The organism is Mycobacterium sp. 29Ha (assembly GCF_032883055.1).
Classification (GTDB): Bacteria; Actinomycetota; Actinomycetes; order Mycobacteriales; family Mycobacteriaceae; genus Mycobacterium; species Mycobacterium gallinarum.
On the sequence record NZ_JAMQTI010000029.1, the window covers coordinates 34,514 to 59,612 of the forward strand.

Annotated in this window: 20 protein-coding genes and 1 pseudogene; 7 read left to right on the forward strand and 14 right to left on the reverse strand. The window is 66.0% G+C overall.

Annotation, left to right across the window (positions count from 1 at the left end; genetic code table 11):
• Positions 1-35 precede the first annotated feature (35 nt).
• From M1248_RS28145 to M1248_RS28160, 4 genes are all read right to left on the reverse strand, one after another.
• Positions 36-980 carry an LLM class F420-dependent oxidoreductase gene (locus tag M1248_RS28145; RefSeq protein ID WP_163734032.1) on the reverse strand — a complete coding sequence of 315 codons (945 nt, stop codon included), beginning with the start codon at positions 978-980 and terminating at the stop codon, positions 36-38.
• 19 nt (positions 981-999) lie between these two features.
• Positions 1,000-1,548: a hypothetical protein gene (locus tag M1248_RS28150; RefSeq protein WP_163734035.1), complete on the reverse strand. Its 549-nt coding sequence runs from the start codon at positions 1,546-1,548 to the stop codon at positions 1,000-1,002.
• Positions 1,545-2,165, reverse strand: coding sequence for a TIGR03085 family metal-binding protein (locus M1248_RS28155; protein WP_163734038.1), 621 nt, complete (start codon positions 2,163-2,165; stop codon positions 1,545-1,547). Before M1248_RS28155 ends, M1248_RS28150 begins: the two co-directional genes overlap by 4 nt.
• A gap of 76 nt (positions 2,166-2,241) precedes the next feature.
• On the reverse strand, positions 2,242-2,517 hold the full coding sequence (locus M1248_RS28160) for a hypothetical protein (protein WP_163734041.1): 276 nt from the start codon (positions 2,515-2,517) through the stop codon (positions 2,242-2,244).
• Positions 2,518-2,694: 177 nt separating this feature from the next.
• Here M1248_RS28160 and M1248_RS28165 point away from each other — a divergent pair, with 177 nt between their 5' ends.
• Positions 2,695-3,189: a hypothetical protein gene (locus tag M1248_RS28165; protein ID WP_197905554.1), complete on the forward strand. Its 495-nt coding sequence runs from the start codon at positions 2,695-2,697 to the stop codon at positions 3,187-3,189.
• A 15-nt stretch (positions 3,190-3,204) separates the two neighbouring features.
• Here the strand turns inward: M1248_RS28165 and M1248_RS28170 are convergent, their stop codons facing one another.
• Both M1248_RS28170 and M1248_RS28175 read right to left on the reverse strand, forming a co-directional pair.
• Positions 3,205-4,647 carry a phenylacetate--CoA ligase family protein gene (locus M1248_RS28170; RefSeq protein WP_317150400.1) on the reverse strand — a complete coding sequence of 481 codons (1,443 nt, stop codon included), beginning with the start codon at positions 4,645-4,647 and terminating at the stop codon, positions 3,205-3,207.
• Positions 4,616-6,985, reverse strand: a complete 2,370-nt coding sequence (locus M1248_RS28175; protein WP_232076292.1) for a heavy metal translocating P-type ATPase — start codon at positions 6,983-6,985, stop codon at positions 4,616-4,618. Before M1248_RS28175 ends, M1248_RS28170 begins: the two co-directional genes overlap by 32 nt.
• Positions 6,986-7,275: 290 nt before the next feature.
• On the opposite strand from M1248_RS28175, the gene dnaK reads away from it, so the two are divergent.
• From dnaK to M1248_RS28195, 4 genes are read left to right on the forward strand one after another with little or no spacing between them, the layout of a single operon-like run.
• Positions 7,276-9,138: a molecular chaperone DnaK gene (gene dnaK / locus M1248_RS28180; RefSeq protein WP_163734045.1), complete on the forward strand. Its 1,863-nt coding sequence runs from the start codon at positions 7,276-7,278 to the stop codon at positions 9,136-9,138.
• Positions 9,135-9,779 (forward strand): nucleotide exchange factor GrpE, encoded by a 645-nt coding sequence (gene grpE, locus M1248_RS28185; RefSeq protein ID WP_317150401.1) that lies wholly within the window; start codon positions 9,135-9,137, stop codon positions 9,777-9,779. The genes dnaK and grpE overlap by 4 nt, the downstream gene beginning before the upstream one ends.
• Positions 9,780-9,802: 23 nt before the next feature.
• On the forward strand, positions 9,803-10,984 hold the full coding sequence (dnaJ, locus tag M1248_RS28190; RefSeq protein ID WP_083124045.1) for a molecular chaperone DnaJ: 1,182 nt from the start codon (positions 9,803-9,805) through the stop codon (positions 10,982-10,984).
• A complete protein-coding gene (locus M1248_RS28195; protein WP_174262290.1) occupies positions 10,984-11,349 on the forward strand; it encodes a heat shock protein transcriptional repressor HspR in 366 nt (121 codons plus the stop codon). Before dnaJ ends, M1248_RS28195 begins: the two co-directional genes overlap by 1 nt.
• A gap of 96 nt (positions 11,350-11,445) precedes the next feature.
• Here M1248_RS28195 and M1248_RS28200 read toward each other — a convergent pair whose 3' ends face one another.
• From M1248_RS28200 to M1248_RS28215, 4 genes are all read right to left on the reverse strand, one after another.
• Positions 11,446-12,345: an aldose 1-epimerase gene (locus M1248_RS28200; protein WP_317150402.1), complete on the reverse strand. Its 900-nt coding sequence runs from the start codon at positions 12,343-12,345 to the stop codon at positions 11,446-11,448.
• 148 nt (positions 12,346-12,493) lie between these two features.
• Positions 12,494-13,549: an NAD(P)-dependent alcohol dehydrogenase gene (locus M1248_RS28205; RefSeq protein ID WP_232076295.1), complete on the reverse strand. Its 1,056-nt coding sequence runs from the start codon at positions 13,547-13,549 to the stop codon at positions 12,494-12,496.
• A gap of 16 nt (positions 13,550-13,565) precedes the next feature.
• Positions 13,566-14,729: an FAD-binding oxidoreductase gene (locus M1248_RS28210; protein ID WP_317150403.1), complete on the reverse strand. Its 1,164-nt coding sequence runs from the start codon at positions 14,727-14,729 to the stop codon at positions 13,566-13,568.
• Entirely contained in the window at positions 14,710-15,723 is a 1,014-nt protein-coding gene (locus tag M1248_RS28215; RefSeq protein WP_317150404.1) for an ABC transporter permease, read from the reverse strand. Before M1248_RS28215 ends, M1248_RS28210 begins: the two co-directional genes overlap by 20 nt.
• A gap of 99 nt (positions 15,724-15,822) precedes the next feature.
• Here M1248_RS28215 and M1248_RS28220 point away from each other — a divergent pair, with 99 nt between their 5' ends.
• Positions 15,823-16,455, forward strand: coding sequence for a TetR family transcriptional regulator (locus tag M1248_RS28220; protein ID WP_317150405.1), 633 nt, complete (start codon positions 15,823-15,825; stop codon positions 16,453-16,455).
• A 6-nt stretch (positions 16,456-16,461) separates the two neighbouring features.
• Here M1248_RS28220 and M1248_RS28225 read toward each other — a convergent pair whose 3' ends face one another.
• Positions 16,462-17,139, reverse strand: a complete 678-nt coding sequence (locus M1248_RS28225) for a GAP family protein (RefSeq protein ID WP_163734060.1) — start codon at positions 17,137-17,139, stop codon at positions 16,462-16,464.
• 114 nt (positions 17,140-17,253) lie between these two features.
• Here M1248_RS28225 and M1248_RS28230 point away from each other — a divergent pair.
• Positions 17,254-20,411, forward strand: a pseudogene (locus tag M1248_RS28230) (multicopper oxidase family protein).
• On the opposite strand, the gene M1248_RS28235 reads toward M1248_RS28230, so the two are convergent.
• The 3 genes from M1248_RS28235 to M1248_RS28245 are packed head-to-tail and all read right to left on the reverse strand — an operon-like array spanning position 20,408 to position 24,922.
• Positions 20,408-21,379, reverse strand: coding sequence for an antibiotic biosynthesis monooxygenase (locus tag M1248_RS28235; RefSeq protein WP_163734066.1), 972 nt, complete (start codon positions 21,377-21,379; stop codon positions 20,408-20,410). The pseudogene M1248_RS28230 and the gene M1248_RS28235 sit on opposite strands and share 4 nt — an antisense overlap.
• Before the next feature lie 10 nt (positions 21,380-21,389).
• Positions 21,390-24,107: a molybdopterin-dependent oxidoreductase gene (locus M1248_RS28240; RefSeq protein ID WP_163734069.1), complete on the reverse strand. Its 2,718-nt coding sequence runs from the start codon at positions 24,105-24,107 to the stop codon at positions 21,390-21,392.
• A complete protein-coding gene (locus M1248_RS28245) occupies positions 24,104-24,922 on the reverse strand; it encodes an FAD binding domain-containing protein (RefSeq protein ID WP_163734072.1) in 819 nt (272 codons plus the stop codon). The genes M1248_RS28240 and M1248_RS28245 overlap by 4 nt, the downstream gene beginning before the upstream one ends.
• Between the last annotated feature and the right edge of the window lie 177 nt (positions 24,923-25,099).

The following is a 25,099-nucleotide window of genomic DNA, read 5'->3' on the forward strand; positions in this document are numbered from 1 at the left end:
CTGATAGTAGTGGCGACATGCAGGTGAGCGCCTGTTCAGCGGAGCTGCGGGATCACCTCTGCGGCGAAGAAGTCCACGTGGTCGAGATCCGACATATCCAGAACCTGCAGGTAAACCCGCTGCACGCCGATGTGCAGGTAGGCGCCGAGCTTGTCGGCGATCTCGCCGGGGGTCCCCACCAGCGGAGAGTTGCTGCGCAGCTCGTCGACCTCGCGACCGATCGCGGCGGCCCGCCGGGAGATCTCCTGCTCATTTCGACCCGCGCAGATCACGAAGGCCGCGGAGTACGTCATCGACTCGGCTGAGCGGCCGGCGTCGGCCACCGCCGCGGCGACCCGGTCGAACTGAGTCTGCGCCGTTTCGAGCGGCGCGAACGGGATGTTGAACTCGGCGGCGAACTGCGCAGCCAGCGCCGGTGTCCGCTTGGCGCCGGCGCCACCGATGATGATCGGCGGATGCGGCGACTGGACCGGTTTGGGTAGGGCGGGAGATTCCGCGACGACGTAGTGGGCGCCTGCGTAGTCGAACGTCTCGCCGCCCGGTGTCGTCCAGAGGCCCGTGATGATGTTCAGCTGTTCGGTCAGCCGGTCGAAGCGTTCGCCCAGCGGAGGGAACGGGATGGCGTAGGCCTTGTGCTCGGCTTCGAACCAGCCCGCGCCGATGCCCAATTCCACACGGCCGCCGCTCATTTCGTCGACCTGTGCGACAGCGATCGCCAGGGGGCCCGGATAGCGGAAGGTGGCCGATGTGACCAAGGTGCCGAGCCGTATCGAAGTGGTTTCGCGGGCGATGCCGCCCAGCGTGACCCAGGAGTCGGTGGGTCCCGGTAGGCCGTCACCGCTCATGGCGGTGAAGTGGTCGGAGCGGAAGAACGCCGAGAACCCGGCGGCTTCGGCCGTGCGGGCGACCGCCAGTTGGTCGTTGTAGGTGGCGCCCTGTTGAGGTTCGACGAAGACCCGGAAGTCCGGCGGTGAATCCACGCGCTCCACCCTAGGCGGTTCAGAAGACCTCGACGCCCGAGGTGTTGACGAACATGCCGTGACCGGTGCCGTCGTTGGTGAACCGAGTGCCGTCAGCTGTCGCGGCGATCGTCCAGCCGAGCGCACGGTAGGACTGGTAATCCAGCGTGACGGCCGGGATGGCGCCGAGGTTGCCGACCACCCAGCGCATGCTGCCGTCGGCGGTGACGTTCACCCCGTTGGCGGGCATGCCGTTCACTTCGACGGAGTTGGTGAACTGCGATTCGCAGCCGACCTCGGCCTCGGAGATCTGGCAGCGGGTCAGACCCGACTTCGTTTCGATGAACACGTAACCGGATTCGTCGGGCGACAGCGTCGTCGCGCCGGGCAGCCCGGTCGGCGGCGGTGTGGACGGTGGTGTGGACGGTGGTGTGCTGCTCGGCGACGGCGTTCGCGTCGGCCTGGATGTCGGAAAGCTCGGTTCGGTCGGTGAGGCACTGGACGCGACGGGATTGCCCTCGACGGTGGTGGAGCAACCGGCCAGTACGGCCGCGGACAGCAGAAGCCCAGCGGCGAGGCCGCCCTTCACAGGCCTCGTCGTGCGGCGCGCACGGCTTGAGCGGCTTGGGCGTCGGAGAAGGTGAGCCGGGCTTCGTCGCGACCGGCGACGAACATCGTGAGCTCGCCGATGTCTCCGGTGACGGTCAGCCCGGGGCCGCTGCCGACGACGGCCACTGTTTCGCCTTCGGGTGTCTGTAGCGTCACTCGGGCGGGCACTTTCCCCATGGTCAGCCTGGCCATGATGCCGACGGGGCGCCGGAGCGCCGCGATTGTCTCGGCATCGAGAGACCTTGGCTCCCAACCGGGTTGGGCCCTGCGGACGTCCTCGTGATGGATGAACATCTCATCCATGTTGGCCACCGAATCGAGAAGCTTGAACGGAGACAGCAGTGGCGGGCCCGACGAGACCTTCTCCACCAACTCGTCCCAGCCGCTGGACGATGCGGTCCTTCGCTGCACCTTGTCGGTGTAGCCGGCGAGGAAAGGGATCGCGATACCGGGCGCGGCGTCGAGTCTGCGCTCCCGGACCACCAGGTGCGCCGCGAGATCGCGGGTCGTCCATCCCTCGCACAGGGTGGGCGCGTCAGGCCCGATCTCGCTCATGGTCGCCACCAGGGCGGCGCGCTCACGCTGGGCTGCAGTCATCGCGGCGATTCTGCCACTGATGCGTAGCCGTCGGCCAGTGCACGTAACTGCACCGCGCTGTCGCCCGACCGCAGGGCTACGGGCCGGGAGGAGTCGTCTGGCGGGGCTGCGGGCCCATACCGGGGCCCATCATGCTCGGACCCATCATGCCTGGACCGGGCATCTCGTTCCACCGGTCGTGGTGGTATTCGCGATCAGTGCTGCGGCCGATGACGAACCCGGAGAAGAACACCACCGCGACGATGAACACCGCTGCGGCGGCGATGCCGGTCCACGCCAGGATCTGATTGACAGGACGGTGCTGGGCGGCCGCGGCGGTCGGCTCGGGCACCGTTTCGGATGGATCAGCCATGTCTCTACCCCCTGCCTCATCCGGTTTTGGTGCGGCTTGCTCAGGATGCGCTTCGGCGACGTTGGATCGTAGGGCCGATAGTCACACGGCCGAACGAAGTGACATGGGGCCCTATCCCATCGGGCGGCCGAGGCGTGGGCTGTCAATGGGATGCACAATCACCGAAAGGAGCCGACGATGCTGACCCTGGAATCGCAGATGACCGTTGATGGTCTCACCGGACGCCAGATCACCGACTTCCTGCTGGAGTGTGACGACGACAGGTATCAGGCGTGGTGGCCGGGCACGCACCTCGAACTGCATGTGCTCGAGCACGGGGGCGCCGACCACGTAGGTGACGTTGTGCTTATGGACGAATACGTCGGATCGCGGCATCTGCGGATGGTCGGCGAGGTGGAGACCGCCGTGCCCGGTGAGCAGATCGTGTGGCGTCTCGGTTGGGGTAGGCTCCCGCTGCCCGTCCGGTTGACCCTTACGCTGCGGCCGCAGGAACGCGGAGTTCACCTGTGCCACACCATCATCGCGGGATGGACAGGGTGGGCGCGGGCGCTCGACCCGCTGTGGCGGCTGTACCTATCGCCGGCGTTCGCGGGCGCCATGGACCGGCATGTGCATACAGAGTTCCCGCTGCTGCGCGACCTGTTGCAGCGCGAGCGCGCCAGCGCGACGTGAAGCACGGGCCCGACGTCAGACCGTCTGGGCGCCGCTATCGCTCGGTCGGTAATCCGCGTAGACCTGTCGGAACTTACCGCTTCGAGGATGCAATTGCGGTGGTAGGTCGTCTCTTTCGATCGACACGCCGGTCGCGCCGTGGTCGGCCAGAAAGTCGCCGAGGCGCCGCCGCAGTACGTCCCAAACCATGGGTTCCTCGGTACCTTCGGTGGCTCGGAATCGCACCGCGAGTGTCGACGGGCCACGCTGAATGATCTGACAGGTCGCTACGCCCGGGGTTTCCTCGACGACCGTGGCGATGGCCAACGGCAGAACCCGGACCGATTTGTCCCCCGCCGTCGCGAACACGAGCGTGTCATCCGTGCGCCCGATCACGTCGACCATCGGGAACGGGCTTCCACAGGAACATGATTCGGGACTGAGAACGATTCGATCCCCGATCTGGTACCGGATGATGGGCTGAACGCGGTTCGCCAGGTTCGTCACCAGAGCGCCGTGCGACAGTTGTCCCGGTGGTATATGTCGGTTGTGCTCGTCTACGGGTTCCAGTATGTACCAGTCACTGTTCACGTGGAGGCGTTGAGACGGACACTCGAATGTCAAACCGACCGCCTCGGAGGTCCCGTAATAATTGCCGACGCGGCATCCGAACGCCGACGCGATCCGCTGTCGTGCCGCTGGTGTCAACGTTTCCCCCGCGGCGTTGACCAATACCGGCGAGATGTGGAGCGAGCCGGCGCACTGCTCTGAGGCGAGCGCTTCCAACGCGCTTGGATATCCGCCGAGGACGACGGGCTGAAAAGCGTTGAGTTGGGCCACGATCTCGCTCACGGGAGCGAGCGCGGAGAATATCTTCTGCATGTGCGCGCGCCACGGCTTGGCGCGGATGCGGCGGGCCATCATCGTGTTACCCAGGAAGTGACCGTCGGTCACAAAGACCGCAGCGAGCCGCCCGTGACCACGAATCAATGCCGACAGGACGTCCCACCGCAGCATTGCGATCGGCATCGATCGGACGTAGCCGAGCGCGTTGTAGACCGCCAGGGCGTGGTGGTCGTGCATGAGTATGGTGGGCGTTCCCGTCGAACCGGACGTGGTGCACACGACGTAGCGGCCGTGGTAGTCGTGGCCGATCTTCGTGGGGTCGGCGATGAACGCTTCGACTTCGTCGCGGTGCACCGCCGGGTCGGTCATCCACTCGTCGAAGTGGCTCATCAGGTCGCTCTTCGTGGCCGCGGGCAGTTGAGTGATATCCGTCAGCGTCTGCGGCACGTCGCGGTATCGCTCGGCAAAGTAGGTCGAATGCGTGCGTGCGTAGGAGACGAGGTCGCGCAGCCGCTTCTGTTGGCGCCGCGCGATGCCGGCTCGCCCCTGCCGGCCGGCCCAGTAGGTCTGCCAGCCCGCGGACAGGTGTAGCCGGAGGGCGTCAATTGTTCTGTGCGAGGTGTTCTTTGCCATCACCGGTGTCCAGGTCGGCGGCCACGGCGTCGTCGGCGAGGGTGAAGTAGTTCTCCTCCTCTTGCAGGAAGTGCAGCCGCAGCACCGCGTGCAGCCCGTACAGGCACGCGAGTAGGTCATCGATTTGGTCGGACTGGATACCGTCGCTGGCTCGGGCGAGTTCGACGTGGGCTGCGATGCGGTCGGACAATCGGCGGATCTCGGCGTGGGTCCTGCTCATGGTGGCCGTCGCTTCGCCGCTTCCGAGCGGACGGGCCAGCGCCGGATACAGCCCCGACTCCTCCGCCTGCTCGTGCGGCAGGATCCGTTCCTCGAGAAAGGTCTTCGCGCGGATCACCGATTCCAGTGCGCCCCGATCGGCGCCGGTGACCAGTCGGTCGGCCGCGTCGCGAAGGAGATCGACGGTGTCGCGCAGTTCGTCGTGCTCGGTTGCGAAGCGCCGCAACATGTTCTCCGTATCAGCGGGTAGATCCACCTCGACGTCGGGGTTGCCGCGCAGGGCGCGAAGCGCGTTGAGGATGACGGCCACATCGATGCCCTCCTGCAACAGCGCGCCGGCGGCGGGAGGTAACCAGCCCAAGGACGCAATCACCATGGCCGCCAACGACAACGCCATGCCGACCACCGCACTCTGCACGGCGATTCGCCGTGACCACCTGGCAATGTCCATCGCATCGGCGAGGCGGTCCAGACGATCCGTCGTCAACACGATGTCGGCGGCTTCCGAGGACGCGGTCGCGCCGCGCGCCCCCATCGCGACGCCCACCGTGGCCGCCGCGAGCGCGGGCGCGTCGTTGACGCCGTCGCCCACCATCACGGTCCCGGCCCGCTGTTTCTCCTTTCGGACCGCGGCTACTTTGTCGGCCGGGGTCTGCTGGGCGTAGACCTCGTCGAGTCCCAGCACCGTGGCGACTTCGCGGGCGGGTTCTGGACGGTCGCCGGTCAGCATCACCAGGCGGTTGAGGCCAGCCGCTCGCAGCCGCCGTACCGTGCGAGGGGCGTTCCGCCGCAACGGGTCTCGTAGCAAGACGGCGCCTGCCAGTTCGCCGTCGATGCGCACCCACGCGATCGCGGCCGAATCCAGGCTCGCCCGGTTCACCGCGGCGCGGGCCCAATCCGCATCGCCGGTGGGGCCGGACAGCTTCCCGACTTCAATGTGGTGACCGTCGACGGTGCCGGTGACACCGCGGCCGGCCTGCTCGTCGACTTCGGTCGGCAGCGACGGCTGCAGGCCACGGGTCAGCGCTTCGGTGACGATCGCCTCGGCCAGCACGTGCGGCGACATCTGGTCCACCGACGCCGCCAACCGAAGGATCTCCGCGCCGTCTCGGCCCGGCGCGTTGAGCACACCCACCACGACCGGGCGGCCCATCGTCAGCGTCCCGGTCTTGTCCATCACCAGGGTGGTCGCACTTCCCAGTGACTCCAGCGCGCCACCGCTGCGGATCACCACGCCGTGGCGGGAAGCACGCGACAGGCCGGACACGATCGCCACCGGTGCCGCGAGCAGCAGCGGGCAGGGAGTGGCCACGACCAGGACGGCGACCGCTCGCACCGCCGATCCGGTCGCCATCCAGGCCCCGCCGGCGACGGCGAGCGTCAACGGCAGGAACCAGGCCGCGTAGCGGTCGGCCAGCCGGACGATCGGCGCATTCTCCACACGCGCGGCTTCGGCCAGCCGCACGATGCCGGCGTAGGTGCTGTCGTTCGCGGTGGCGGTGGCACGAAGCTCGAATGGGCCGCCGGCGTTCACCACGCCGCTGCGGACTGGCTCACCGGACCGGCGCTCCACCTGCTCGGACTCACCGGTCAGCACGGATTCGTCCAACACGGCCAGCGCGTCGGCGACCCGTCCGTCGACCGGCACTGTCTCGCCCGGGCCGACGATCAACAGGTCGTCGACCACGACGTCGGCGATCGGGACGACCCGGACCTCCGTGCCGAACCGTCGGCGAGCGAATCGCGGCGCGTGCTCGAGCAATGCGCGCAGGTCATGAGTGGCACGACGCTCCGCGGCGGCTTCGAGAGCGCGGCCACCGGCGAGCATCACCGCTATCAGGGCGCCGGCCAGGTACTCGCCGACGAGCAGGGTGCCGCCCAGCGCCAGCACCGCGATCACGTCGACCCCGAGGCGTCCCTGACGCAACGTCGAGATCACCCACCACACAGCAGGTACCACGGCGATCGCCGTCCCGACGATCCAGCAGATGTCGGCCGCCTCCCGCAGTCCGATCAGCCAGAGGATGCCGCCGACGGCCAACGCGCAGACGGTCAGTGCCACCAGGATGGGCTCGCGCAGCGATCGCCAGCGCGCGTCAATCGCATGTGTCCGCTCCACACCGTGAACGGTGCTCGCGTCGACGTCGACGAGGTAGCGGCTTGGGTCACTTTCCGCTTGGTGAAAGTCCTCGACGGCAGGGCAGAAGGTCCTATCAGCCGCAATGCCCCGATAACGTCGAGCGACGCCCCTCGGAAGACGCGGGAACAAACTCCGATGCCGTGCCGTTGAGCCTTCTGACAGTTGAGCGTGCTTGACTCAAGTCTGGGTTGACAAGATAAGGTTGGCCGGAGCAGTCTTGAGTGCGGTGCACTCAGACCCAAAGATTGACTAATTCAGGAGGAACAACCATGGCTCGTGCGGTCGGAATCGACCTCGGGACCACCAACTCCGTCGTCGCGGTACTGGAGGGTGGCGACCCCGTCGTCGTAGCCAACTCCGAAGGCTCCCGCACCACGCCGTCCGTCGTCGCGTTCGCGCGTAACGGCGAGGTGCTGGTCGGTCAGCCCGCCAAGAACCAGGCGGTGACCAACGTCGACCGGACGATCCGTTCGGTCAAACGTGAAATGGGCACCGATTGGTCCGTCGAGATCGACGGCAAGAAGTACACCCCCCAGGAGATCAGCGCTCGGGTGCTGATGAAGCTCAAGCGCGACGCCGAGGCATACCTCGGCGAGGACATCACCGACGCGGTGATCACCGTGCCCGCGTACTTCAACGACGCCCAGCGCCAGGCCACCAAGGAATCCGGCCAGATCGCCGGTCTCAACGTGCTGCGCATCGTCAACGAGCCGACCGCCGCGGCGCTGGCCTATGGGCTGGACAAGGGCGAGAAGGAACAGACCATCCTGGTCTTCGACCTCGGCGGTGGCACGTTCGACGTGTCGCTGCTGGAGATCGGCGAGGGTGTGGTCGAGGTCCGCGCCACCTCGGGTGACAACCACCTGGGCGGCGACGACTGGGACGACCGCATCGTCGAATGGCTCGTCGACAAGTTCAAGGGCACCTCGGGCATCGACCTGACCAAAGACAAGATGGCGATGCAGCGGCTGCGTGAGGCCGCCGAGAAGGCCAAGATCGAGCTCTCGAGTTCGCAGGGCACGTCGATCAACCTGCCCTACATCACCGTCGACGCGGACAAGAACCCGCTGTTCCTCGACGAGCAGCTGACCCGTGCCGAATTCCAGCGCATCACACAGGATCTGCTGGATCGCACCCGCAAGCCGTTCCAGTCGGTGATCGCCGACGCCGGTATCTCGGTGGCCGACATCGACCACGTGGTTCTGGTCGGCGGCTCCACGCGTATGCCTGCGGTGTCCGAGCTGGTCAAGGAAATGACCGGCGGCAAGGAGCCCAACAAGGGTGTCAACCCGGACGAGGTTGTCGCCGTTGGCGCCGCGCTGCAGGCCGGTGTGCTCAAGGGTGAGGTGAAAGACGTTCTGCTGCTTGACGTCACACCGCTGTCCCTCGGTATCGAAACCAAGGGCGGCGTGATGACCAAGCTGATCGAGCGCAACACCACCATCCCGACCAAGCGGTCGGAGACCTTCACGACGGCCGACGACAATCAGCCGTCGGTGCAGATCCAGGTCTTCCAGGGTGAGCGTGAAATCGCCGCGCACAACAAGCTGCTCGGCAGCTTCGAGCTGACCGGCATCCCGCCGGCCCCGCGCGGTGTGCCCCAGATCGAGGTCACGTTCGACATCGACGCCAACGGCATCGTGCACGTGACCGCCAAGGACAAGGGCACCGGCAAGGAGAACACGATCCGAATCCAGGAGGGCTCCGGCCTTTCCAAGGACGAGATCGACCAGATGATCAAGGACGCCGAGGCGCATGCCGAGGAGGACCGTAAGCGTCGCGAGGAGGCCGACGTCCGCAACCAGGCGGAGTCGCTGGTCTACCAGACGGAGAAGATCGTCAAGGAGCAGCGCGAAGCCGAAGGCGGATCGAAGATCCCTGCGGAGACGCTGGACAAGGTCGATTCCGCGGTCGCCGAGGCCAAGTCGACGCTCGAAGGCAGCGACATCGCAGCCATCAAGTCGGCGATGGAGAAGCTCGGCGTCGAGGCCCAGGGTCTGGGTCAGGCGCTCTACGAGGCCACCCAGGCCGAGCAGGCCGCCGGTGCCGGCGGCGGTGAGTCGGCGGCTGGACCGGCCGACGACAACGTCGTTGACGCCGAGGTGGTCGATGATGACCAGGAGCGCAAGTGAGCCAGAACGATTCGCACGAGCCGGTGACAGTCACCGACAAGCGGCGCATCGATCCTGACACCGGCGAAATCCGTGAACAATCCTCCGGCCCGGCCCCCTGGGGGAACCGCCCGCCCGAAGGGCAGGGGGACGGGCCGGCGCCGGGGGAGTTCGCGGGCGAGAGCCCTGAGGAGGCCGGAAAAGCCGCCGAACTGCTCAGTGATCTGCAACGGGTGCAAGCCGACTTCGCGAACTATCGCAAGCGTGCCCTCCGCGACCAGCAGCTCACGGCAGACCGGGCCAAGGCGTCAGTGATCACCCAACTGTTGCCCGTACTCGATGATCTCGACCGCGCCCGCAGCCACGGGGACCTGGAGTCCGGTCCGCTGAAGTCGGTCGCCGACAAGCTCGCGACCGCCCTTGAGGGACTTGGCCTATCGGGTTTCGGTGACGAAGGTGACGATTTCGACCCCGCCCTGCACGAGGCCGTGCAGCACGAGGGCGACGGTACCCACCCCGTCGTGGGAACCGTCATGCGTCGCGGATACAAGGTCGGCGATCTTGTCGTGCGACACGCCCTGGTGGGCGTCGTCGACACCGTGCCCGATGCCGATAACCCCAACCCCGCCTCGCCAGAGGCCCCACAATCAGACGACAACTAGACACCGTAAGGAGGTGACGCGGTATGGCCCAGCGTGAATGGGTCGAAAAGGACTTCTACAAGGAGCTCGGCGTCGCCTCCGATGCCAGCGAACAGGAGATCAAGCGAGCAGCCCGAAAGCTGCTCGCGGAGAACCATCCCGACCGCAACCCCGGAAACCAGGCGGCCGAAGACCGGTACAAAGCCGTGTCGGAAGCCAAGGAAGTGCTGTCGGATCCGGCCAAGCGCAAGGAATACGACGAAACGCGAAGGCTTTTCGCGAACGGCGGCTTCGGTCGTGGTCGTTTCGGCGGCGGAGGCGGCGGGAATTTCGGCGGTTTCAGTTCCGACGGCGGCGAGTTCAATCTGAACGATTTGTTCGATGCGGCCGGCCAGACCGGCGGAGCCAACATCGGCGATCTGTTCGGCGGATTGTTCGGGCGTGGAGCGCAACAGCCGAGGGCAAGCCGGCCACGGCGCGGCAACGACCTCGAGACCGAGACCGAGTTGTCGTTTCTGGAGGCCACCAAGGGCGTGATGATGCCGTTGCGGCTCACCAGCCCCGCGCCGTGCACGAACTGCCACGGCAGTGGCGCACGGCCCGGCACCAGCCCGAAGGTGTGCCCCAACTGCAATGGATCCGGTGTCATCAACCGCAACCAGGGCGCGTTCGGGTTCTCCGAACCGTGCACTGAATGCCGGGGCAGCGGTTCGATCATCGAGCACCCCTGCGACGAATGTAAGGGCACCGGCGTGACCACGAGGACACGCACGATCAACGTGCGGATCCCGCCGGGTGTCGAGGACGGCCAGCGCATCAGGCTGGCAGGCCAGGGAGAAGCCGGGCTGCGCGGCGCACCGTCAGGCGACCTGTATGTGACCGTACACGTCAAGCCGGACAAGGTCTTCGGCCGCAACGGCGACGACCTCACGGTGAGCGTGCCGGTCAGCTTCCACGAATTGGCGCTCGGGACAACGCTTTCGGTGCCTACGCTGGAAGGCAAGGTCGGTGTGAGGGTGCCGAAGGGTACCTCCGACGGCCGGATCCTGCGGGTACGTGGCCGAGGCGTGCCGAAACGTTCCGGCGGACATGGCGATCTGCTCGTCACCGTCAAGGTGGCGGTGCCGCCGGACGTCGAGGGTGAGGCCGCTGAAGCTTTGGAGGCCTACGCGAAAGCCGAACGGGCCAGCGGCTTCGACCCGAGAGCGAACTGGGCCGGTGCATGATGCCCAAGCGAGCCAATGACGAAGCGCGGACCTTTCTGATTTCGGTCGCCGCGGAGTTGGCCGGTATGCATGCGCAGACCCTGCGTACGTACGACCGGCTCGGGCTGGTCAGCCCGCAGCGGACTTCCGGTGGTGGAAGGCGCTACTCGCAGCACGACGTCGATCTGCTCCGTGAGGTGCAGCGGCTGTCGCAGGACGAGGGCGTCAACCTCGCGGGTATCAAGCGGATCATCGAGTTGACCAACCAGGTCGAGGCGCTGCAGAGCCGCCTGCAGGAGATGGCGCGCGAGATCGAGGAACTGCGTTCCCAACCCAGGTCCAAGAGCACGGCCCTGGTGGTCTGGCAGCCGCGCAACAAACGCTAGGGGACGGCGGTTGCACACCTAAACCCCGCGAGCGGCCGTGTCTGTACACGACACACCGGCGATAGCCGTACAAATGCGGCCGCTCGTCCTTCAGAGTTAGGTCACCGTGATTGAAAAGCGTGCCGTGGACGGGTGTCCGGGCATCGCGCTGCGGTAGTCGCCGCGGCGCAGCGCGTCGGTCGGCGCCGCCATCGGCTCGATGGCGATGAGACTGTCCGTACCGGGGGCGAACAATTGTGCTGCCGGGTAACCGGTTTCGAACACGACGTCGACACGACGGTCGCCACCGGCCAGTGAGAACACCGCACCGTTGGCTACCTCGTCGAAGCCGTCGTCGTATGTCACGGACTGCAAGGACCCGGTGCCCCCCTCCCAATCGTCGTGCTCTCCGGTCGGGATGCCGCGCCCGTCCACCGGCAGATGCCGCATCGTCGGTGTCGTGAGCTGCCATTCGTCGCGCGGCACCCCGGGAATCGTGAAGTACGGGTGGTACCCGAAGCACAGCGGGACGGGCGCCGATGCCGTCGGCGATACGGTGGTCTCGATCGTGAGCCTGCGGCCGGCCAGCGCGACGTGTTGCGTGAGCACGTGCGGGAAGGGAAACGCCGCGAGCAGCTCCGGCGTGTCGAAGGTGACGCTCGCCGTCAGCGTGTTCTCCGACTGCGCGGTGACCTGCCAGCCCGGGTAGGCGGCGAGTACGCCGTGGATGGGCAGACCGTGTTCGTCGGCGCGGACGCCCCCCTGACCAGGAGTCAGGGTGACGACGGTCCCGTCACTCTCATAGTCGCTGGCGCTCAACCGGTTTGCCCACGGATACAGAATCGGGATGCCCATCGTCTTTCCGGCGGTCACGTAGGCATCCAGTCCGCGACGCTGGCCCAGGAACTCTGCGTCACCGTCGGCGAGCGAGGTCCCGATCATGCCCGCGTCGGGTACGAACGTGGCTGTCATCGATGACGACGGATCGCGAAGTGTTACGGGCTCGAATTCCGGCATGCACGAGATCCTCGCACGGTCCGGCGGACCTGATTCAATCGACAGATGATCGCTTCACATGAAGACCTCGAGACCCGAAATGTCGCGACCGTGCGCGCCAGGTTCGATGCGCGGCGTGACGGCACGGGCGGACCGCGGGAGATCCGGTCTAGTCGTAGACGATGACCGCACGTCCGACGAAGTCACCTCGGCCCAGTGCATCGATGTGGTCGTTGACGTCTTCGAAGTTCACCGGCGTGACCGAGTCCTTGATCTTGCCGGCCTCGGCGAGCGCGACCACTTCGGTGAGGTCGTTGTAGTTGCCCCAGAACGACCCGAACAACGAGTACTCGCGGCTGACCAATGGGAACAGCGAGATGTCCACCCGGTTGCCGACCAGTCCCACCGAGGCGACGGCACCCTCGGTCGCCAGTAGCGAGAAAGCCAGCCTGATGCTCTCCTCGGCGCCCGCACACTCGATGACCGCGTCGAACTCCCGCCTGCCCGTGGCCTGCTCGAGTGCATCCCGCGCCTCGTCCTCGGACCTGCCGCCGATGTTGATGGTGTGATCAGCGCCGTTCTCCGTTGCCAGCGCCAGCTTTTCAGCGTTTCGGCCGAATGCGACCACGGTGGCCCCGCCGCCGAGCAGCTTGGCGTATTGCACTCCGTAGGCACCGAGTCCGCCGATACCCATCACCGCCAGCGTCGTTCCCGGACCAAGCACCCCGGCGGCCTGCAACTTCTTCAGTCCCCGGTACGGGGTCAGCCCGGCATCGGTCAGCGGTGCCAGCGACAGCGGCGATAGGTTGCCACTCACCTTGATCAGTTGTTGGTAGGCGACGGGAACATACTCCTGATAGCCGCCGTGGGGGCCGAACCCGATCCAGTGGCCCTGGTTGCAGATGTGTTCGTTGCCGCGGTGACATTGGCGGCAGGAGCCGTCGCCGCGTGGCCCGAACACCACCACCGGGTCGCCCTCTGCCAGGCCAGCCGCGGCGGGCACTTCTGCGCCGATCCGGTCGATGGTCCCCGCGATCTCGTGCCCCGGTGTGGCAGGCATCGGCATGTCGGTGCCGAAGTAGCCGTCGATGAGTTGAAAGTCCGTGCGGCACATGCCCGCACCGCCTACCTTGACGAGGACCTCGCCGGGTCCGACGGCCGGAATCGGAATCTCTTCCAACACCAGCGGCTGCTTGTATCCGTGCATCCGTGCCGCGCGCATCATCGCCACAGTCTAGGGCTCAGGCAAGTGGATCGTGCTGGATACGTTCGGCCGGAGCACCTTTGGCGAGCAATGCGGCCTTGGTGGCCTCGACCATCTCCGGGCTCCCACAGATCAGGATCTGCCGGTCGCTCCAACTGCCGTACCGCGTAACGACCGCCGGGAGTGTCCCGGTCTGGCGGACGTGCAGACCGCGCGGCGGTTGCACATCGGGGAAGTCGGCCGCCCACGGCGGATCGGTGTTGTACTCCGACACCGGCGTCACGGACAGCCACGGGTTGTGCGACGCGACCTGCCACAGTGTCTGGAGGTCGTAGAGCTCACACGGATAGCGGGCGCCGAAGAACAGATGCACCCGCGGGTTCACGGCCTTGCGGGTGAGATCCATGATCAGCGTCCGCAGCGGCGCGAGGCCGGTGCCCCCCGCGACCATCAATACGTCGCCGTCGTCGCGGTCGATGTGCATCCCGCCGTGTGGGTTCGATATCCGCCACCGGTCACCCGGCCTCGTCTCGGCGACGATCGCCGGACTCACCATGCCGCCCGGCACCGAGCGGACGTGGAACTCGATGCCCCCGCCGCGGTCGGCGGGGATGGACGGACTCAGATAGCGCCACCGCCGCGGCCACTGCGGGACCTGGACGGTGACGTACTGGCCGGGGTGGTAGTACAGCGGACGGTCCAGTTGCAACCGGATCACCGAGACGTCCCGGGTGGCGCGGATCAGTTCGATCACCGTGCCGTCGCAAAAGGGCGGGCCCTTCTCGGCGTCGGCTGCCCCGCGCATCACCCCGACGAGCAGTGCCACCGCGTCGTGGGTGGCCTCGGCGAGCCTGTCGTCCCACTGTTCGATCAGCTGGGTGCGCAGCGTCGTCAGCAGCGCGTCCTGCAGGCTGTCGTAATGCCGTTGTGTCACACCATATTTGCGATGGTCGCGGCCCAGCTGCGCGAGGAACGCCACAGGCTCCTGGGCCCGCTGGTCGACGAGTTCGCCGAACAGCCAGGTCACCGCCTTGGCGAAGGCTTTTCGCTGAGCCGTCATGTCCGGGGGGAACAGGTCGCGGACCGACATGTCGATGGCGAACCAGCGGGTGTAGAAGCGACGGATCAGTTCGTCGGAGCCGAACGCGGGGTCGACGGTGTCGCGCAATATGCGCAGCGCGTCACGATCGTCGAGTCCCACGTCGTTCGATAGTAAGCGCCGACGCGACGATCAGTGCCAGACCGAGCAGCGACCAGCAGATCAGCACCACGGTCGGCAGTGTTCCGCCGGCTCCGTCGAAGAACGCCGTCGACCTCAGCAATGTGGCGTTCGCACCCTGGGGCAGCCATTGCCCCAGTTGACCCCAGCCGCTGGGCAGCATCTCCGGTGCGCTGTTGAGGCCCGATAGAGGGTTGCCCAGCAGCATCGCCACCACCGCCCCGCCGATCAGCCCGGCCCGACCGAACAATGATCCAAGCCCCAGGATGAACAAGGCCATGGCCAGCACCCCCAGCGTCAAACCACCGGCCACACCCCAGAAGTTCGCGTCGATCGAACCAAGCACGTACTTCAGGAGTGCGGCCACCGACACGCCTGCCACCCCGGCGAACACGACCGTCGCGATGAGACGGGTCCACACCTCACGCTTGAGCGCGAACATCAATGCGATCGCCGGTAACAGTCCGGCCAGTGTGATCGGCAGCGCGGACGCGGCGAGCCCGACGCCGCGCGGATCATCGGTGGTCGGCGGGGCCAGGTCCTCGGTGGCTATCGGCACCCCAGCGTGCTGGGCGATGCCGTTGCCGATCTGTGTGAGCATCTGCGCGATCATCGGACTTCCGCCAGTCGCGATCAACATGTTTGGCCCGTCGGGGCCGAAGGAGATGCCGCCGTAGACATCGCGGTGGCGGATCGCGTCGCGAAGTGCGGCCTCGCCGGGGTAGTAGGTGATGGCGAAGGCGCCCGGCGCCTGCTTCTCCAGGGTCGCGGCGACTTGGCCGCTCGCCGCCTGCGGGCCGGCGACGCCGATGGGCACGTCGTGCGGCGCTGTGCGCGCGGCGGGCAGCGCGAACGCGATCGCGACGAGGGCGAGCGCGACAGTGAGCACCGCGATGATGCCGGTCGCCCGGATCGCCGCGGGGGGTTCGTGCGCGGGTATCGCGTGGGTGTGCCTGGGCACGGTCTCCATGACCATCAGCCGACCTCTTTTCATTCATCGTTGAATTAATCGCACGGTGAGCGTATCGCGGGCTGGTCATCATTTCAACAGTCAGTGAAATGATAGTGTCGATAGATGCCTTCACCAGCGAAAACGAGGAAGCGGCGAGGGCGACGCCAGGGAGATCCGGTGTCGCGGGAGGCCGTTCTGGCTGCGGCCAAGGTGCGGTTCGCGGCAGAGGGCTACGAGAAGACCACGCTGCGGTCGATCGCGGACGACGCCAACGTGGATCCGTCGATGGTGCTGTACCTGTTCGGCTCGAAGGCCGACCTGTTCAGAGAGGCGCTGCGGCTCATCATCGACCCGGCCGCGCTTGTTGCCGCGCTCTCCGGGGGTGCCGACGACGAACCCGATATCGGTACTCGCATGGTGCGCACCTACCTGCGGATCTGGGAGTCGCCCGACACGGGTCCGAGCATGGTGGCGATGCTGCAGTCGGCGACGTCCAACTCCGATGCCCACGACGCCTTCCGTGCCTTCATGCAGAACTACGTGCTGACGGCGGTGTCCGATGTGCTCGGTGGTGGGGATGAGGCCAGGCTTCGTGCGATGCTCGCCGCGAGCCAGCTCGTCGGGGCGGCGGTGCTGCGCTACGTCATGAAGGTAGCGCCGATGGCGACACTGTCTGGCGAAGAAATGGTGCGGCTGCTCGCACCGACGGTGACGCGCTATCTGACCGCGGACGCCAGGGAACTCGGGCTCCCCTGAGCAGCCTCAAAGGACCAGGCCGTGAATTCCCTTGTACAGCACCAGAAGACCGATCACGACGAGAATGCCCGCGACGAGCACGGCATGCTGGCGCTCCATCCAGTCCCGCAGCCGTCGCAGGGGCTCGACGAGGCGATCGCCCGACACGGCATAGGCCAGGATCGGCAATGCGACCGTCGAGCCGGCGACCGCGACGTACCAGATGACCGCCAACCACACTCGGGCGTCGGCCATCCCCGTCGTGCCGATGGCCAAACCCGCAGCGGCACAGATGAACAGCACCTTGGGATTGACTGCGGTGAGGACAAGACCTGTCACGCCGGCACGAGCGGGAGTGAGCTTGGACATGCTCTGCAGCCACTTTGGAACGTGCGCAGCCTTCTTGCGGGTGAGCCATCGATAGATGCCGAACACGATCAACGCCGCACCGACCACGATGCGTAGCCAGGACGCCCAGCCGGGCGGCTTGCCACCGAGTCCGCCGATGAGGCCGGACACTGCGAGGAAGATGCTCGTCAACGCCGCGAGGCCGATCAGCCAACCCGTCAGGAAAGCCAGCCCCGCCGGCCGTGGCCGGGGCGTTTGCAGCACCAGCACCGCCGGGATGATCGACAACGGCGAAAGTGCCACGACCAGTGCGAGCGGTATGAGCTCGATCAGCACCGATCCCCAGTTGTCCGACAATGCTCACCCTCTCGTCGCGTCATTCGATACGCAACGTAGCAATCATTGACCAAGGGGACTGTCCGTATGAAGCGATGGCCGCCCAGGCGACCACCATGCCGATAGCATCTGCGCATGCGGCGGCCCGGTTCACGCGCGTGTATTGCTCTGATGTTGATCGTCACGTTGATCGCGGCGGCAACCGCATGCTCGCGTGACAAAGAAGCGCCCGCGCCGCAGGCCGGAGTCAACGCCGGACCCGACGGCAGACCCGCCCCGTTCAGGGAGCCCGTGCGGCTGTCGAGCGAGGACGGCGTACTCGAGGTGCGACTGTCGGCGCACCAGGGCACCGTCAACCTCGACACAGTCAAAGAGCCGGTCACCAATTTCCTGATCTTCTCCTACGACCTTGTCAAAGGTACGAGCTCGGACGGATCGACGAAGGGCGACAACGTCTATCCCGCGCCCACGATGCGGGTGGAACCCGGCGAAAAGCTGATCGTCCACTACGACAACGATCTTCAGAATCTGACGATCCCGGACTTCTACGATCCCGCGATGACGCCCAAGGGCGGTGAGGTGCCGCTGTATCCGCCCGCTCTCAAAGAGGCGCCGTTGAACCTGCACACCCACGGTCTGCACATCAGCCCGTCGGGCAATGCCGACAACGTGTTGTTGTCGATTCCTGCCGGTATGAGCAACACTTTCACCTACGACGTGCCCGAGAACATGCCCAATGGGCTGTACTGGTATCACAGCCACCGGCACACGATGACGTCGCAGCAGACGTACGCCGGATTGGCCGGCCTGTTGGAGATCGGTCGCCCCGACGGCAATCTGCCGCTGGTCACGCAGAACGATATTCCCATCCGCAACATGGCGATTCAGTACAACTACGTGTTCGACCGTAGCGGCAAGGGGCACCAGCTCAACAACTACAGCTGGCCACAGTGGGCGAGCACGCTCGAACCGCCCGACGGGAACCAGCTCGCCGACGGCACGTACCAGCCGAGCCTGGCGCCGGTGAACATCGCCGACACCACAGTCGGCGCCCAGTACCTGACGCCGTGGTGGGCCGGACCGCTGTCACCGCGCAACAATCGCGGCCAGACTCAGTTCATCCCCTCGAATCTGATGAGCTTCGACAGTCCGACGACAAAGGTCGCCGAGAACCCGGGCCTGCCTGACAATCAGCGCGACGTGCAGTTCACCGTGAACGGCCAGTTCCAGCCGGAACTGAAGATCAAGCCGGGTCAGACGGAGATCTGGACGGTCGCCAATATCAGCGATATCGCCTATATGACACTGCGATTGACCGAGACCGCCACCGGCGACCATCCGAAGTTCTCGATAGTCGGGCAGGACGGTAACCCCTACACACAGGTCGGTCGCCCGGTCTACGGGGATGGGACAACGCTCAGCGTGCCGCCCGGGTCACGGTATGCGATCGCGGTCACGATGCCCAAGGAGGGGGATCTGGTCCTGGAGTTCCCGCCGGACCCCGATGCCAAGCCGCTCGTGAATCCCGGTGTGCTCTATACCAACAACGGGACCAAGAACACACCCGCGGTGCTGGGCACTCTCACGGTCGATCCCAAGTACATGGCGTTCGCCGACGGCTTCTTCGTGTTCCCGACGCAGACCCTGATCCGTGCCACGCCCGACACCAGTGGCGAAGGAAAGACCACCGCTTTCGAACCCGGGCAGAACCTCGACGCCTATACGTCGTTCGTGGACACGTCGGTGATGACCCCCGCCGTCAAACGGACCATGACGATCACCGACACCATCGGTGGCAACATCGCCAGCAACAACGATCCCAAGGCCGTCATCTACCAGTTCGAACCCGCCGGGTTCCCGAACGTCTCGCTGATCCAGCCGCGGCTCAACTCCGTTGAGGAGTGGACGATCGTCAATCAGAACAACGATGCGCATCCAATGCACATCCACGTCAACGACTTTCAAGTGATGGCCATCGATGATCCGCATAGGGGCAGGACCGGCGTACAACCCTGGGGGCTCGACAACGTCAACGTGCCCGCGCCGGTATTCAACGACATGCACGTGGTGAGCACGCCCGCGACGCTGACCCTGCGCCAGGAGTTCTCGGAGTTCGCGGGCACGTACGTGATCCACTGCCACCGCCTCAACCATGAGGACAACGGACTCATGGCCACCATCAACGTCATCCCCGAGGTGTCGACATACGCCGTGGCCAATCCCGGCTCCGATGGTAAACCGGCTTCCGTCCAGGTCCGGGATGGCAACGGCGACAAGGTGCTGCAGACCGTCGTCCCGTTCCCGGATTTCGAGGGCACGCCGTCGGTGGCGATGGCCGACGTGAACGGCGACATGATTCTCGATCTGCTTGTCGGAACCGGTAAGGGCGCCACGCCGGAGGTCGTCGCGTACGACGGCAACGACACCGACCTGGGCCTGTTCAAGACCGAGATCACCCGGTTCGTCCCGTTCGACTCCGACTTCACCGGCGGTGTGACCGTCGCCGGGGCGGACATCGACGGAAACTCATTGGCCGACAACATCATCGTCGGTACCGGTCCGGGCACAGAGTCGCAGGTGAAGGTGTATACCTCGAAGCTGCCGTCCGAGTCGGGCAAGGAGCCCGACGTGTTCTCCGCGTTCACGCCCTATCCCGGATCGCAGTCCGGGGTAACGCTGGCCACCGGAATGGTCGAATTCGGTTCAGGCCGCGAGACCATCGTGACCGCGCCGGGTCCCGGCGATGCGCCGCTCGTCAAGTCGTTCCGGTGGGACCTCTACACGCCGACCGCGCGGGCGCAGGCCAACGGCACGGCTACCGAGCACGCCGCAAAGCCCAATGAGCCCAGGATGACATCAAATTTTTCGCCTACGCAGAGGACTACAGGGACGGGGTCGCGCTGTCGACCGGATGGGTTGCCGGTGGCGAGGGTGGCGCCATGAGCATCATCACCAGCCAACTCGCAGGGCCGGGCACCGTGCGGGTGTGGTCGACGGGCTCCAAGCTCGACGGGCAGCCCGGCATGTACCTCGACAGCCCCAACCACCATGAGGAGAACATCGAATACGCCGAGATCGCATCGTTCACACCGTTCCCCGGCGGGTCGACCGTCGCGACGAGCAGCACCGTCTACGGAGCCGATCTCGTTGTGGCGGGAACCACTGCTGGTGGCCAGGAGGTCCGCAAGTACACCCTGGAGCGACCAGCCCCGGATGCGACGACGTTGGCGCCGAAGCTACTCACCACCCTGCCGAAGATGCCGGCGGGACCGACGCCGCTGGGCGGCCGTTAGGGCATCTGCAGGAGCACCTTGGTGATGAGGTAGAAGGTCGCGCTCAACATCGACATGACGACGAGCACGAGTGCAAATCCACGCCAGTTGGTCTTGGTGACCGAGACATCGGGCGGCGGCCGCAGCCAGTTCTTGAGCAACGGATTGACGAAACGCGGCATCACGAAGTAACTGAGTGCCAAGCTGGACAACAGGTTTCCGATCAGCAGATTCAGCCATAACGGCAACCGCAACGGCCAGAGCGCCAAGGCGATCACCACCACAGTGGGGTAGACGCCGACCCACACCGCGACGGAGGTCTTGAAGTTCGACGGCGGTGGAGCCTCGGCGCCCGTGTCGTCGAAGGCGAACCAGTTGCCGAAGGAGTTGTCGACTGTTCTGGATTGGTAGTCCTTGAACTTCGCACCCTCGGCGAGCAGCTGCTTGCGTTCGCCCGAAACCAGCCAACGATCGAGATCGTCGGCGGTGCTGTAGCGATACAGCGCGGTCCACTCCTCCTGAACACCCTCCACCGGACGGAACAGCTCGGACCCGCGGAATCCCGGAAAAGCGCTCTCCGCCAGCCGAAGTCGCTCCTGCCAGGCGAGGAACTCGTCGACATCGGCCGGATCGACCCGGTGCGTCACCACCACGGTCACCAGTGGATCCGACCTTCGGCCACCGCCGCCGATGACCTGCTGGGTGCCCGGCCCTTCGAAGTACTGCTCGGCCTTGAGTAGCATCTCCTGACGGGTGGCGCTGTTGAGCCATGTCTGGACATGCGCGACCGAGTCGAAGCGATAGACGATCACCCAATCGCTTTGGACCCCGGTGGGCTGGTTGATCTCGGCGGCGATGAAGCCTGGGTACTTGCCGGCTTCGCGGTTCATGTTGAGCTGCCACGCCTCGAACGCCTGCTCCTGGCCGGGCCGAATGCGCTGACTGATGATCACCGTCGCGGTGGTATCGGTGGCCCCTGTCGTGTCCATGTCCTGCCAATCAGGTTGCGGGAGAAAGACGGTGCTCGATCAGGCGTCGATAGATGCGTTCCGGGGTGAACGGCAGCTCGCGATAGCGCACTCCAGTGGCGTCGTGCAGTGCGTTGGCCAGTGCCGGTGCCACCGGGTTGACGTTCGACTCGGCGATGCCCTTCGCCTTCATGGGTCCCACCGAGTCCTGGGTCTCGACGAGGAGGACTTCGGTGCGCGGCACGTCGGCGTAGGTGGGGATGCGATAGTTGCGCAGGTTGGGATTGACCATCACTCCGTTGCTGTCGACATGGAAGTTCTCGGTGAGCGCGAAGCCGATGGCCTGTGCGACCCCGCCTTCGATCTGTCCGCGGACCTGCTGCGGATTGATCACGACGCCGGGATCAGCGGCATGCACGCTGTAGAGAATGCGGACTTCGCCGGTGATCCGGTGGACGGCGATACGGAAGCCGTGCGCATTGGACGTCACGCTGCGCGGCGAACCATAGGCCTTGCGCGCCACGGTGAACCGCCTACCACGCTCACGGGCGGCCACCAGTACCTGGGCCAGCGTCAATCTGGTGTCGGCACACAGCACCCCGTCGTCGTCCATCGAACATTCGCCGACACCGACGCCGACGTGGCCCGCGGCGAAGTGCAGGATGCTGTCGCGTAGCGCGGTCGCGGCGTTCTGTACCGCGTTGCCGGACACGAACAGGCCGGCGCTTGCGAACGCGCCGGTGTCGAAACCCGTCCTGTCGGTGTCGGATTGCACGAGATGGATCCGAGACGTCGTCGTGCCGAGCACGCTCGCCGCGATCTGGACGTGCGCCGTGGACGTGCCTTCACCGAATTCGACTGTTCCCACGGCGATCTCGTAGCTGCCATCGTCCCGCAGGGTCGCCCAGGCTTCCGACACGTGGTCGGTGGGCGGCGCGGTCTCGTGGATGGAGCTCGCGGTACCCGTGCCGACCAGCCAATCTGGTCCGAGGCTCGGCTCGGGAGGCATGCGGCGCAACGCGTCGTCCACCAGGTCGATGCAGGCCGTCAGCCCGTCCTCGGTGAAACTCACATCTTCTGGGTGCTCACCGACCGCCACCAGCGCATCGCCGGGCACAATCACGTTGCGGCGGCGCAATTCCAGCGGATCCATACCGAGCGCCAGCGCCAACTCGGTCATCGCGGACTCGACCGCGAACGACGGCTGGGTCATGCCGTATCCGCGCAGCGCTCCGCTGGGCACGGTGTTCGTGTACACCGAGTAGCCGTCGAATCTCTTGTTGGGGCATCGGTATTGCATCATGGCGGCACCGCCGGCGAACAGCGTCTCGCCGCCGTGGTTTCCGTATGCGCCGGTATTGGACACGTTGCGGAATTGGAAGGCGGTCAGCGTGCCGTCGGCCTTCGCGCCCAGCTTCACGGTGACCTTCATCGGGTGACGCGGTGATGCTGTGGTGAACGACTCTTCCCGGGTGTACTCCCAGCAAACGGGCCTGCCGGTGTCCAGTGCCGCCAGCGCGACCAGGTCTTCGGAGATGACCTCCTGCTTGCCGCCGAACCCGCCGCCGACCCTCTTGCAGAACACCCGCAGCTCGTCCGGCCGAAGGTTGAACAGGTGGGAGAGTTTGAGTTTCGCGACCGACGGCGACTGCGAACTGGTGCGCACATGCAATCGCCCCTCCTCCATCCAGGCGATCGATCCATGTGTTTCGAGGTGGGCGTGCTGGACGCGGGGCGTGAAGTAGGTGCCCTCGTGGATCACGTCGGCCGCGGCGAATCCGGCCTCGACGTCGCCGACCTCGCCATGCAGTTCGAGCAGGATGTTGCGCAGCTTGTCGTGCGCGAACGGATCGTCGTAGCTGTGCAATTGGGGCGCGCCGTCGGCCATCGCCTCCTCGGGGTCGAAGACCGCCGGCAGCACCTCGTACTCCACGGCGACCTTGCGGCAACCCTCTTCGGCGGCGCCTACGGACTCGGCGACCACCGCCACGACGCGCTGGCCCACGAACCGCATGACGTTGTCGAGTATGTAGGTGTCGTCGGGATCGACGAGGTGGTCGGTGTGGATCGCCGTGCTGAATCGCTTACGGGGGACGTCCTGCCACGTGTATACGCGCTGGACGCCGGGAACCTCGAGCGCGGCGGACGTGTCGATGGAGACGACGCGCGCATGGGCGTGCGGTGAGTGCAGCACCTTGAGATGAAGCATCTCCGGCATCGCGGTGTCCATGGTGAATTCGACCGTCCCGGTCACGACCCCGGTTGCTGCCGGCGCAACAACGTTGGCGCCCACGGCCTCACCGGGTGCGGCGTCCTCGACTCCCTTGACGCCGTTGATCGCGTCCTCGATGGCGCGATACCCGGTGCAGCGACACAGGTTTCCCTTCAGCGCGCGCGGCAGGTCGCGCTTCTGCTCGTCGGTGAAGGTGGCCGACGTCATGATCATCCCCGCGGTGCAGAATCCACACTGGAATCCCGGTCCGTCGAGAAATCGCTGTTGCATGGGATGCAGATTGTCCGGCGTGCCAAGGCCCTCGATGGTGGTGACTTCCCGCCCCTCCGCGCGGAAGGCGGGAGTGATGCAGCTGTGCACCGGATCGCCGTCGAGCCACACCGTGCAGGCTCCGCAATCACCTGCGTCACAACCTTTTTTGACCCCGAGGTGGCCCAGCGAGCGGACGAAGGTACGCAGACACTGGCCGGGTCTGGGCTGCTCGTCGAAGGCCGCGCCGTTCACGGTGTAGGTCACGAAGCCCCCCGCGCGAACTCGGCGCGGATGTCCTCGGCGTAGTGCGCGGCGAGGTGGCGCCGGTGGTCCGGGCTGCCGTTAGGGTCGTCGAACCAGAGCTCATCGGGCAATTCGTCGATACGTCGGGCGAGCGCATCGGCGTCTGGCATCGAATCGAATCTCATGCGTACCGGGCGGGTGGTACCCGCGGTGATGGTCAGCAGCATGTCGTCCTGACGTTGGGTCGCGACGATGAAGATCGTCGATCGGCCGAGCTTGGTCAGGGTGAACCGTCGGTGGGTGTGCCGCTTTCGCAAGGCACTCGCCGGAATGTCGATCTTCCGCAGCACCTCTCCGGGCGCCAGGATGTTGGCGTTGTTTCCGGTGACGAAGTCGGCCGCGTCGACGGTGCGCTCGGAGCCGTCGGGCGCGCGCAAGGTGTAAGTGGCCTCCAGCGCAACTGTCATCGTGATCATCGGGCCGGCGGGCAGCGACATGCAGATGTTCCCGCCGACCGTCGCGGTGTTCCACACCTTGAACGAGGCCAGGAACGCCTCACAGCTTGTCTGCAGCAGCGACGCGGCGGGCCAGTCGCTCGGTACCGTGAGCGCGTACAGGTCGCGGATCGTGCACATCGCGCCGATCTCCAGCCCAGTCTCCTCGACCGTGAGGGCGTCCCAGCCCAGCGGCGCCAGATCGATCAGCCGCCGCAGGTGTGGTTGCTGATCCGAGAACAGCCAGGTGCCGCCCGCGAGGAAGGCATCGCCGTCGCGCCAGTGCGCCCCTGGCGGATCGAGCGGTTGGCGGACCACATCGGTGACGGTGTTGAGGTCCAAACGTCTTCCCCCATGCGGCTTTGCCCGAGTTGGATTCCGCCATCGTAGAGGGACGTGGCGGGTGGTTGCTGGATCAGCGGCTCGGTACGCGCTGGCGTTGTGCTGGCAAAAAAGTTAAAGTTGAGCGGAACAGACTCAACCTTGACGGCGTTGTACAACGCGACAAGCATTCCAAGG